An 11,427-nucleotide genomic window follows, 5' to 3' on the forward strand; every position below is an offset into this window, starting at 1 on the left:
TCGCATGGCACGAAGCTGGACATACGATCATCGGTGTCACGCTCGACGATGCGGATGAAGTACACAAGGTAACGATCGTTCCTCGTGGTAACGCGGGCGGATATGTCGTCATGTTGCCAAAAGAAGATCGTTACTTCATGACGAAGCCGGAACTCGAAGATAAGATTACTGGATTGCTCGGTGGTCGCGTCGCAGAGGACATCGTCTTCGGAGAAGTCTCGACTGGGGCAAGCAATGACTTCCAGCGTGCGACAGGTCTTGCACGGAAAATGGTCATGGAGTTCGGAATGAGTGAAAAACTCGGACCACTTCAATTCGGATCAGGTCAAAGCGGTAACGTCTTCCTCGGCCGTGATTTCCAAAACGAACAGAATTACTCGGATGCAATCGCACACGAGATCGATACGGAAATCCAAGCGATCATCAACCGCTGTTACCAAAAAGCGAAAGATATTCTGACTGAGAAGCGCGATCAGCTCGACTTGATTGCAACGACGTTGCTTGAAGTCGAAACACTTGATCAAAAACAAATTCACCATCTCTTAGAGACAGGCGAATACAAAAAACATGAACCAGAAGCAACGACTCCAAAAGCAGAAGAGAAAGCACCGGAATCGACAGATGCAACCGTCGATCAACCGACAGAGTCTCCAACGCAAATGGGTTCAGTCGTTGACGAAGGACAAAATGTAGATACGGATACACCAGATACGCCGCGTCGCGACGATCAAGTGTAAACGGATGGAACGGATTCGATCTCGCATCGAATCCGTTCTTTTTTGTTACAGACCGAGCGAATACACATCGGTAGGTGTGACCATACGAGCATGGTATAATCACAACGTATATCATTCCGAGCGTGAAACAACGGAATATAAAAAGAAGCATGAAAATCGAGAAGAAGCGGGGAAATAAGCAAATGATTTTAGTCATCGATGTCGGAAATACGAATATCGTCTTAGGTGTCTATCAAGGACAAGAGTTGATCGAGCATTGGCGGATTGCGACAGACCGGACAAGGACGACGGACGAATACGGTATGCTCGTCAAAGCGTTATTTCGTGACGCAGAGCTAAACGTGGAAGAAATCGAGGGAATCGTGTTATCATCTGTCGTACCCCCCGTCGTGTTTCCACTAGAAAATATGTGTGTGCGTTACTTTAAACGCCGTCCGTTTTTGATTGGACCAGGAATCAAGACAGGACTCGATTTAAAAGTCGATAATCCACGGGAAGTGGGAGCCGATCGAATCGTCAATGCAGTAGCGGCGACGGCGAAATACGAGGGACCGATGATCATCGTCGATTTTGGAACAGCGACGACGTACTGTTACATCGATGCACAAAAACGGTATTACGGCGGCATCATCTCACCGGGTGTGATGGTTGCGACCGAGGCACTCTATAATAAGGCAGCAAAATTGCCGCGAATTGAAATTGCGAAACCGCAGTCAACCATCGGACGAAATACGATCCATGCGATGCAATCGGGTACGTATTTCGGATATGTGGCGCAGGTGGACGGACTCGTTCACCGGATGAAAGAAGAAATGGGTGAAGCGAAGGTCATTGCGACCGGTGGTTTAGCCCGACTAATCAGCGAGGAATCCACGATGATTGAGATCGTCGATCCATTCTTGACGTTAGATGGATTACGGATTATCTACGAACGAAATAAGTGAGGGATTAAGATGAAACGGGAAGAATTATTAGCACAATTAAAAGATGACTATTTAGTACGGGCGTTAGGCTTCAACGGAGAAGTTCGTGCATTTGCGATACGTTCGACAAAAACGGTCTATGAAGCACAACTTCGTCACCAGACGACACCGGTCGTCACGGCAGCGCTCGGTCGGACACTAACAATCGGCGCGATGATGGGTACGATGCAAAAAGGCGATACACGTGTCACATTGAAAGTCGAAGGCGATGGACCAATCGGAAAAATCATCGTCGATGCCGATGCAAAAGGGGTCGTTCGTGGATATGTCAGTCGTCCCCGCGTCGAGATGGATACGTACGTCAATGCAGACGGTCTGACGAAATTAAAAGTCGGTGAAGCGGTCGGTCGCGGAAACATCTCTGTCATCAAGGATCTCGGGTTGCGTGACTTTGTCGGAGGTCAATCTCCGATTCAAACCGGTGAGATCAGCGAAGACTTCACGTATTACTTCGCTGTATCGGAACAAAGTCCATCAGTCGTTGGAGCTGGCGTTCTCGTTTACCCAGAAGACGAATCGGTCATTGCAGCAGGTGGGTTGATCGTTCAATTGATGCCGGGTGCATCGGAAGAGACGATCGCAGCGCTTGAAAAACGTGTCGGAGCTCTTAAACCAATCTCCATTCTCGTCGGTGAGGAAAAAACACCCGAAGAAATGTTAGAACTCGTTCTCGGTGACTACGAACATCTTGATACGATTCCGGTGTCATTCGAATGTACATGTGACCGCGACAAATTAGCAACAGCGATTATTGCCCTTGGACCAGATGAGATTCAAGCGATGATTGATGAAGATGGTGGCGCGGAAGCTGTTTGTCACTTCTGTTCAGAGCATTACCACTATGATGTTCCAGAATTAGAGGAACTTCGCGAAAAATCACTTGAAAGAGCATAAGAGGGATCCGATATGGGGAATGTACAACCTAAGTACTTGTGGATGTTGATCTTCATCTTATTGTTGACGAATTTCATGACCGGCGCTTATGCCTTCATGGGTGAGCTCCCTAAGGTCGATTCTCCTAAAATCGTTCAGGACAGCATTGGCGGTCCGCTTGAGGATGTCATCGCCGAAGTCGGTGATGAAAAAATCACCCGAGCAATGGTCTATCAGACGATGCGAACGGAACAAGAGAAGCAGACAATCGATCGTTTGATTCAAGAAGCGGTCGAGCGCCAGACAAAGGATGGAAAAAAGCCGGAAGTTAAACGCTTTGATTGACAGATTTCATCCAGTCCGCTGATAATTAATCTATCGGATTACTTGGAATTCAAGCGGTTCACTAATGAGGAGGAATGGTCATGCGTATTGCGAATTCAGTATTAGATTTAGTCGGTCGGACACCGATCGTCAAGTTACATCATCTAACGGGTCCTGAGGATGCAGATGTATATCTGAAACTGGAGTACATGAACCCTGGATCTAGCGTAAAAGACCGGATCGCGTTATCAATGATTGAAGCGGCAGAAGAAGCAGGTCAACTTAAAGAGGGAGATACGATCATCGAGCCGACGAGTGGGAACACGGGTATTGGACTAGCGATGGTCGCTTCGGCGAAGGGATACCGTTCCATCCTCGTCATGCCGGAAACAATGAGCATGGAACGTCGGACGTTGCTTCGCGCCTATGGTGCGGAATTGATTTTGACGCCAGGTCCTGAAGGGATGAAGGGGGCGATCGCTCGCGCGACAGCGGAAGCGGAAGAGCACGGTTACTTCATGCCTCAACAATTCAATAACGGTGCCAATCCAGTCGTGCATGAAAAAACGACAGGTCCTGAAATCGTCGAAGCGTTCGAAGGTATGCAACTCGATGCGTTCATCGCGGGAATCGGAACCGGTGGGACGATCACGGGTGCTGGTAAAGTGTTACGCGATGCTTTCCAAGACATTGAAATCATTGCTGTTGAACCAACGGATTCACCGGTCTTATCAGGTGGTAAACCGGGGCCGCATAAACTGCAAGGTATCGGTGCTGGATTCGTACCGTCGATTCTCGATACAGATATTTATGATGGTGTCGAGCAAATCACGACGGAAGAAGCATTTGATCACGCACGCCGAGCAGCGAAGACGAACGGTGTCTTAGGTGGTATCTCGTCAGGTGCTGCGATTGCAGCGGCGCTCAAGACGGCAAAACGTCTCGGTAAAGGAAAAAATGTCCTCGCGATCATTCCTTCAAACGGTGAGCGGTACTTAAGTACACCGCTGTATCAAGTCGAGGAAGAAGCAGATCAATCGAAGTAATCCATCATACGTACACGGAAGTCATTCGGCTTCCGTGTACTTTTTTGCGTATAATGAGAGCAGAATAGTGTGAAGTGGGGGACGCGTATGCGACAGACGAAATATAAAGCAATACCATGGACGAAAGAACAATTCTACAATCGGTATGTCGAACAGACGATTGGAACAACAGGACACGTCTGGCTCGAAAGCGGTCGAATCGGACGGTATACGATGGCGGCGACTCGTACTGTCGGATACCTCCGGACAAAGGACGGGATGACGACGATTGAGACAGATGGAAAAGTCGAGACGTCGACGGCAAACCCGTTTGATCTACTCGAACGACTCCGCGTCGAACGTGAATCCATCCGACCGAATGGAATGCCGCCATTCTTTGGTGGATTTGCCGGATATGTCAGTTATGATGCTGTCCGTTATTTAGAAAAGCTACCGGAGCAAGCGATGGATGATCTACAAACACCTGATTTATCGTTCTACTGGTACGATGAAGTTGCCGTGTTTGATGAGGAAACGAAGCAATTGTTCATTGCCGTGACGCGAGACACAGCAGAGGAAGCGACACAGATTCTTGAAGAAGAAGTCGCGCGTTGGTGCCTCAAGACAAATAGACCGCAGTTTACAACAACCGGTTCATCCGGCGAGCGAGAACGAGCTTTCGGACAGGAAGCGTTCATGACAGCGGCACACCGGATTAAATCGTATATTGAGGATGGTGACGTCTTCCAAGTCAATTTGTCCGTCCGCCAACAAGAACCGCTTGGGACGACAGCGGAACATCTGTATGATGTATTACGACAAATTAATCCTTCTCCATACATGGGTTACTTCGCAGATGAGGATTTAACACTTGTGTCCGCCTCACCTGAGTTGCTCGTCGAAAAAATCGGTGATGCGTTAGCGACACGCCCGATTGCGGGAACACGACCACGCGGGAAGGATGAAGCAGAGGATTTACGACTCGCGAAAACCTTACTGGATAACGAAAAAGAACGGGCAGAGCATGTGATGCTCGTTGATTTAGAGCGGAATGATTTAGGGCGCGTTAGTCGTTATGGTACGGTTCATGTCGATGAGCTGATGGTGATCGAGAAATACTCCCACGTGCAACATATCGTCTCAAACGTCAGAGGGGAAGTGGCTTCGGAACACTCCGGGAGTCAAGTGCTCGCTGCAATGTTCCCAGGTGGGACGATCACCGGTGCGCCAAAAATCCGGACGATGGAAATCATTGAAGAACTGGAACCAGTTCGGCGCGGCATCTACACTGGATCGCTTGGCTTCATCAGTTGGGCGGATGATGTCATCTTTAATATCTTGATTCGGACACTCGTCGCAAAAGACGGGATGGCATATGTTCAAGCAGGTGCTGGAGTCGTCACGGATTCGGATGCGGCACGTGAATATGAGGAGTCACTCAGTAAGGCCAAAGCGTTATGGGTGACAAAAGAAACGGCGGAGGGAACACGATGATTGTATTGATTGATAACTATGATTCCTTTACGTATAACTTAGTCCAGTATTTCGGCGAACTTGGACAAGACATCCGGGTATTTCGCAACGACGCGATTACGCTTGCGGAAATCGAAGCGTTGCAACCCGATCATCTCGTCATCTCACCGGGTCCCTGTACACCGAATGAAGCGGGGATCAGTCTAGAGGCGATTGCTTACTTCGCTGGGAAGGTGCCGATACTAGGGGTCTGCTTAGGTCATCAAGCGATTGGACAAGTATTCGGTGGTAAAGTCGTCCGTGCGAAGGAGCTGATGCACGGAAAAGTCTCGCCACTGACGCATGACGGACAAGGCATCTTTGAACGGATCCCACAAGCGACACCGGTGACGCGTTACCATTCACTTGTCGTTGAACGTAAGACATTCCCGGAAGTACTCGAAGTGACAGCGGAAGCCGGCGGAGAGATCATGGCACTCCGTCACCGGACGTTGCCGATTTTAGGTGTCCAGTTCCACCCGGAAGCGATTTTGACACGAGACGGTAAACAGATGTTAAAAAATTTCTTGGAGTTGACGCATTATGTATCTCTGGCATGACGGAATCATCAAACGAGAAGAAGAGATAAGAATCTCCCCACTCGATCACGGATTCGTCTACGGGATGGGTGTATTCGAGACGTTTCGGACGTATAACGGACATCCGTTTTTGTTCGATGATCATATTGAACGCTTACAGATGAGTTGTGTCGCACTTGGGATCCAGCTAGCATATGACCGGAAAGCCTTACGGCAAGCGATCCAAGATTTATATGACGCACATGGGGCGAACGATTTATACATTCGCTTGAACGTCTCGGCCGGTCCACGCGAGATCGGGTTATCAATCGATCCTTACGATACGCCGACCGTGTTGATCTATGCGAAACCAATCGCTCCGCGGAAACGGGCGGAACGTGCACTCGAGACGATTCGTTTACCGCGCAGTACACCGGAGACGACATACCGCTTGAAGTCACATCATTACATGAACAATCTACTGGCGAAACGCCAATTGTTCAATCCGGAAGCAGAAGGGTTGTTCTTAACGAAGGAAGGTCATGTCTGTGAGGGCATTACGTCAAACATCTTTTGGCGTTACGGAAGTACATGGTATACATCATCGCTTGAAACTGGTGCACTGAACGGGATTACCCGTCAGTTTTTGATGCAACACCTACCAGTCGAAGAACGCCTGGCGTATTTACCACAGCTCGAAGAAGCAGATGAGATCATCTATACGAATTCCGTTCAGGAAGCGGTCGCCATTTCGGCACTTGACGGACGCCCTTTCCCTGGAATCAATGGAATAGGATATGCACAACTCATGACGCTGTTCGATCAATCCGTCGAACAGGTGACGACAAGGAGGGAACAACGATGACTTACATCATGGGTATCTTGAACGTGACACCGGACTCCTTTTCGGACGGTGGACAATATGTCGATGTCGAGCAAGCGATACGGCAAGCACGTCAGCTCGTTGCGGATGGAGCAGATGCAATCGATATCGGTGGAGAATCGACACGACCAGGTGCAGCATTCGTATCAGTCGAAGAAGAACTCGCCCGTGTCTTACCGATCATTAAACGCATCAAACGAGAGCTGAACGTCCTCGTGTCGATCGATACGTACAAACCGGTCGTCGCAGAAGCTGCTATTGAAGCGGGAGCAGATATCATTAACGATGTTTGGGGCTCGAAGTGGGGCGATCGTTCGATGGTCAACGTCGCAGCGCGATACAGTGTACCGATCATTTTGATGCATAACCGGGAGACGGCGCACGGGGCAGATATGCTTGCAGAAGTCCGAGCAGACCTTGAGGAATCGATTCGGTTAGCGAAACAGGCAGGTGTAGCGGAAGAGCACATTTGGCTCGACCCGGGGATTGGATTCATGAAGACGCATGAAGAGAACTTGTACCTGATGCGTCATCTATCGATCGTAACGGACTTCGGGTATCCCGTTTTACTTGGGACGTCCCGTAAATCGATGATTGGTCTCGCGCTCGGATTACCGACGGAAGAACGACTTGAAGGAACGATTGCGACGGTGTGCTACGGGATTCAACAAGGATGTGACTGGATGCGTGTGCATGACGTCAAAGAAGTCAAACGGGCAGCACAGATGATGGACATCATGTTGGCTGCGACGAAGGGGGAATAACGGTGGATCGAATTCATGTAACAGGCATGCGTTTTTATGGGTATCACGGTGTATTTGCAGAAGAGACGAAACTCGGTCAACGCTTTAATGTCGACTTATCGATCGGACTTGCATTGGCAGAAGCCGGTCGGACGGATGATTTAACGAAAAGTGTCAATTACGCCGAATTGTATGAAGCGACGAAACGTGTCGTCGAAGGAGAACCGCTCCAACTCGTCGAAGCCTTGGCGGATCGTATTGCAAAAGCAGTCTTTGCGTTAGACGAACGAATTCAAGAAGCGTCGATCAAAGTCATCAAGCCGGATCCGCCGATTGCTGGTCATTATGAACATGTGGCGGTCGAGATCAATCGACTCCGGGGGGACTATGCATGAAGCAAGCTTACATTGCACTCGGCTCGAACATCGGCGATAAGGCGGCTCACTTAAGAGCAGCGATTGCTCGCCTGAGAGCATTACCGTCTGTTCATGATGTAAAGGTCTCTTCCATTTATGAAACCGTACCTGTCGGGTATCTCGAGCAGGATTTATTTTATAATATGGTCGTCGCGATTCAAACAACGGACGAGGCAGAGGTCTTACTTGGACGACTGCAGGAAATCGAACAGCTAGAAGGGCGCGAGCGTCTGTTCAAAAATGGACCGCGGACGCTTGATTTAGATATTTTGTTATATGGGGGAGAACGTATTGACCTTGAAGGATTAACCGTTCCGCATCCGCGGATGCAAGAGCGGGCATTCGTCCTCGCGCCATTACTTGAACTGGCAGCAACATGCGTCATACCTGGTCTTGGGCAAAGTGTCGAGCAATTGTACCAGCAGTTACCGGAGACAGAACGAAACGGTGTGCGACGCTTAGGTGGTCTTTTAGAAGCGGAGGAACAATAATGGAATTTAACATTGGTGATGTCAAATTGAAGAATCAAGTCATCTTGGCACCGATGGCAGGCGTCTGTAATCCGGCGTTTCGGTTAATCGCAAAAGAATTCGGTGCAGGACTCGTCTGTGCGGAGATGGTCAGCGATAAAGGGATCTTGTACGAGAACGAACGGACGCTACAGATGCTGTACGTGGATGAGCGGGAAAAACCGCTCAGTCTTCAAATCTATGGTGGTTCAAAGGAGACACTCGTTCAAGCAGCGCGATATGTCGAAGCGAATACGAATGCCGACATCATTGATATCAATATGGGGTGTCCTGTCCCGAAAGTCACGAAAAGTGATGCTGGAGCGAAATGGTTGCTTGATCCGGATAAGGTCTATGAGATGGTCCATGCGGTGACACAAGCAATCGATAAACCGGTGACGGTCAAGATGCGGACCGGCTGGGACAGTCATCACATCTATTGTGTCGATAATGTCAAAGCGGCAGAAGCAGGTGGCGCGAAGGCTGTTGCCATTCACGGACGGACACGTTCACAAAAATATGAAGGGGTCGCAGACTGGAACATCATCGGTGAAGCAAAAAAAGCGGTTAATATTCCAATCATCGGGAACGGGGATGTTCAGACTCCGCAAGATGCAAAACGGATGATTGATGAGATCGGCGTCGACGGTGTCATGATCGGACGGGCCGCTCTCGGAAACCCATGGATGTTGTATCAGACGATCCAGTATCTCGAATCAGGAACGCTTCCGGCAGAACCGACGGCGCGCGAGAAGATTGATATTTGTCTCTTGCACGCCACACGACTAGTCGCGCTAAAGGGAGAAGAACTCGCCGTGCGCGAAATGCGGACACATGTCGCCTGGTACTTGAAAGGAATGAAGGGGAACGGTCGCGTTCGCAATGCGTTATTCAATATCGACACACACGCGGGACTCGTTGAACTGCTACAGCAGTACTTACAGACACTCGAAGAAGACGTAGCATATGCCTAACAGGTAAAGTATAGTCGGACAGAGTCGTTTTGTGGTACGCTAGTTGCATTGAAGATGAGCGTATCGGTTTTCTAAAAGGGCTGTCGGTCATTCCGACAGCTTTTTATTCGAGAGAATCGTCGTGAACCATTATTAAAAGGAGTGAAGACAGTGAGTCAGGATATGGAAATGAACGATCAAATGCAGGTGCGTCTCGGTAAGATGAACGCCATGCGTGAACAAGGTCTCGATCCATTCGGCGCACGTTTTGAACGTTCGACGGATACCGCGAGCATTCGTGCATCGTTTGGTGAACATACAAAAGAAGAGTTGGCTGAACTAAAACCGGAAGTTGCTATCGCGGGTCGTGTCATGACGACACGTCGTAAAGGGAAGGTTGGTTTTACGAACGTTCAGGATGTACAAGGTCAAATTCAGTTGTATGTCCGTAAAGATGACGTCGGCGAAGAGGCGTATGAGATCTATAAGACATGTGACTTAGGTGACATCGTCGGGATCCAAGGATATGTGTTCAAGACGAATGTTGGTGAACTTTCTGTTCACGTCACAGCATTTACGTTATTAACGAAAGCATTACGTCCGCTTCCAGATAAATATCACGGATTAAAAGATATCGAGCAACGCTACCGTCAGCGTTACCTCGATCTTATTACGAACCAAGAATCACGTGAGACATTCATCGCGCGGAGTAAAGTCATTCGTGGAATTCGTCAATATCTCGATAACCTCGGATACTTGGAAGTCGAAACACCAATGTTGCATACGATCGCGGGTGGAGCATCGGCTCGTCCGTTCATCACGCATCATAATGCACTCGACATGACGCTTTACATGCGGATTGCGATTGAGCTTCATTTGAAACGTTTGATTGTCGGTGGACTTGAGAAAGTCTACGAAATCGGTCGTGTATTCCGTAATGAAGGAATCTCAACACGTCATAACCCAGAGTTTACGATGATCGAACTCTATGAAGCGTATGCGGATTATAAAGACATCATGAACTTAACAGAGAATCTGATTGCTCACGTCGCACAAGAAGTACTCGGTACGACACAAGTCACTTACGGAGAAGACGTCATCGATTTATCTGTCGGTTGGAAACGAGCGCACATGGTCGATCTCGTTAAAGAAGCAACAGGTGTCGACTTCTTCGAACAGATTTCAAACGAACGTGCCCTTGAACTCGCGCATGAACACGGTGTTGAAGTCCAGTCGCACATGACGACGGGACATATCTTGAATGAGTTCTTCGAACAAAAAGTAGAAGAAACACTCGTTCAACCAACATTCGTCTATGGTCATCCTGTTGAAGTATCACCACTTGCGAAGAAAAATCCAGAGGATCCACGCTTTACGGATCGCTTTGAATTATTCATCGTCCGTCGTGAACATGCGAATGCCTTCACGGAATTGAACGATCCAATCGATCAACGTGAACGTTTCGAAGCACAACTCGTCGAAAAAGAAGCAGGAAACGACGAAGCACATGAAATGGATACAGACTTCATTGAAGCACTCGAGTACGGTATGCCGCCAACGGGTGGTCTTGGAATCGGGATCGATCGTCTCGTCATGTTGTTGACGAATGCGCCATCGATTCGTGATGTATTACTCTTCCCAACAATGCGTCACCAACAAAATCAATGAGTAGAGCTCCGTTTCTTCTATAGCTTATAGAAGGAACGGAGCGTTCTTTTTGAAGTCAATGTAGGGATAAACGAGTCAAAAAACGGGTAAATAAAAGTTTTTAAATGTTTTTCTAATAAAATGCTTGTACGATTCAAAAAGCCATGGTATATTACTTCTTGTGCCGCGAATGGTCGTGACACACAAAAATAAATATCAAAAAAGTTGTTGACAATCGGGTTGATAACTTGTTAAGATATTAAAGTCGCTGAAAACGACACGACGAACTTTGAAAACTGAACGA

General features: G+C 48.4%; 12 protein-coding genes and 1 pseudogene. All 13 read left to right on the forward strand.

Annotated elements, in window-relative coordinates; translation table 11 throughout:
* Positions 1-737 (forward strand): annotated as a pseudogene (locus tag B4F99_RS01150) (cell division protein FtsH); the annotation flags it as partial.
* A 182-nt stretch (positions 738-919) separates the two neighbouring features.
* Positions 920-1,681 carry a type III pantothenate kinase gene (locus tag B4F99_RS01155; RefSeq protein ID WP_035413293.1) on the forward strand — a complete coding sequence of 254 codons (762 nt, stop codon included), beginning with the start codon at positions 920-922 and terminating at the stop codon, positions 1,679-1,681.
* Positions 1,682-1,690: 9 nt separating this feature from the next.
* Complete coding sequence (gene hslO / locus B4F99_RS01160; RefSeq protein WP_023466563.1) at positions 1,691-2,614, forward strand: Hsp33 family molecular chaperone HslO; 924 nt, start codon at positions 1,691-1,693, stop codon at positions 2,612-2,614.
* Positions 2,615-2,626: 12 nt separating this feature from the next.
* On the forward strand, positions 2,627-2,938 hold the full coding sequence (locus tag B4F99_RS01165; RefSeq protein WP_035413262.1) for a hypothetical protein: 312 nt from the start codon (positions 2,627-2,629) through the stop codon (positions 2,936-2,938).
* An 80-nt stretch (positions 2,939-3,018) separates the two neighbouring features.
* Entirely contained in the window at positions 3,019-3,963 is a 945-nt protein-coding gene (gene cysK, locus B4F99_RS01170; protein WP_214856851.1) for a cysteine synthase A, read from the forward strand.
* Between the two features lie 87 nt (positions 3,964-4,050).
* Positions 4,051-5,436: an anthranilate synthase component I family protein gene (locus B4F99_RS01175; RefSeq protein ID WP_290754856.1), complete on the forward strand. Its 1,386-nt coding sequence runs from the start codon at positions 4,051-4,053 to the stop codon at positions 5,434-5,436.
* The gene (locus tag B4F99_RS01180; protein WP_035413271.1) at positions 5,433-6,014 is read left to right on the forward strand and encodes an anthranilate synthase component II; all 582 of its coding nucleotides are present in this window, start codon (positions 5,433-5,435) and stop codon (positions 6,012-6,014) included. Before B4F99_RS01175 ends, B4F99_RS01180 begins: the two co-directional genes overlap by 4 nt.
* On the forward strand, positions 5,998-6,837 hold the full coding sequence (locus B4F99_RS01185; RefSeq protein WP_214856853.1) for an aminotransferase class IV: 840 nt from the start codon (positions 5,998-6,000) through the stop codon (positions 6,835-6,837). The genes B4F99_RS01180 and B4F99_RS01185 overlap by 17 nt, the downstream gene beginning before the upstream one ends.
* Positions 6,834-7,619, forward strand: coding sequence for a dihydropteroate synthase (folP, locus tag B4F99_RS01190; protein ID WP_214856854.1), 786 nt, complete (start codon positions 6,834-6,836; stop codon positions 7,617-7,619). The genes B4F99_RS01185 and folP overlap by 4 nt, the downstream gene beginning before the upstream one ends.
* A 2-nt stretch (positions 7,620-7,621) precedes the next feature.
* Positions 7,622-7,993 carry a dihydroneopterin aldolase gene (gene folB, locus B4F99_RS01195; RefSeq protein WP_214856855.1) on the forward strand — a complete coding sequence of 124 codons (372 nt, stop codon included), beginning with the start codon at positions 7,622-7,624 and terminating at the stop codon, positions 7,991-7,993.
* Positions 7,990-8,505: a 2-amino-4-hydroxy-6-hydroxymethyldihydropteridine diphosphokinase gene (gene folK / locus B4F99_RS01200; RefSeq protein ID WP_214856857.1), complete on the forward strand. Its 516-nt coding sequence runs from the start codon at positions 7,990-7,992 to the stop codon at positions 8,503-8,505. Before folB ends, folK begins: the two co-directional genes overlap by 4 nt.
* Positions 8,505-9,497, forward strand: a complete 993-nt coding sequence (gene dusB / locus B4F99_RS01205) for a tRNA dihydrouridine synthase DusB (RefSeq protein WP_023466575.1) — start codon at positions 8,505-8,507, stop codon at positions 9,495-9,497. The genes folK and dusB overlap by 1 nt, the downstream gene beginning before the upstream one ends.
* Positions 9,498-9,659: 162 nt before the next feature.
* Complete coding sequence (lysS, locus tag B4F99_RS01210; RefSeq protein ID WP_290754860.1) at positions 9,660-11,144, forward strand: lysine--tRNA ligase; 1,485 nt, start codon at positions 9,660-9,662, stop codon at positions 11,142-11,144.
* Positions 11,145-11,427 lie beyond the last annotated feature (283 nt).

This window comes from Exiguobacterium sp. UBA3491, assembly GCF_002377745.1.
GTDB lineage: Bacteria > Bacillota > Bacilli > Exiguobacteriales > Exiguobacteriaceae > Exiguobacterium_A.